This is a genomic window from Staphylococcus sp. 510, assembly GCF_057219715.1.
Genome location: NZ_JBXVVK010000066.1, coordinates 1 through 210 on the forward strand (window position 1 = coordinate 1; position 210 = coordinate 210).

Annotated in this window: 1 protein-coding gene; it reads right to left on the minus strand. The window is 42.9% G+C overall.

Annotated elements, in window-relative coordinates:
* Window positions 1-210, minus strand: a 210-nt coding sequence (locus AC2D8K_RS12665) for an Ig-like domain-containing protein (RefSeq protein WP_484698840.1), incomplete at both ends; no start/stop codon positions are given.

The following is a 210-nucleotide window of genomic DNA, read 5'->3' on the forward strand; positions in this document are numbered from 1 at the left end:
TAAGTCTTCATTCGCTGGAATATCTATTGTATAGTTTCCATCTGCGTCTGTCGTACCACTAGCTTTCGTGCCATCTGGGAATGTTACCGTCACTGTTGAGCCTGGTTCTGCTTTACCTGTGATTTGTGTATCATCACTTGTTACCGGATTAACAGTTGGTACAGATGGTGCTGTTGTATCTGTTACTACTGTTGTTGCTGGTTCTGATTC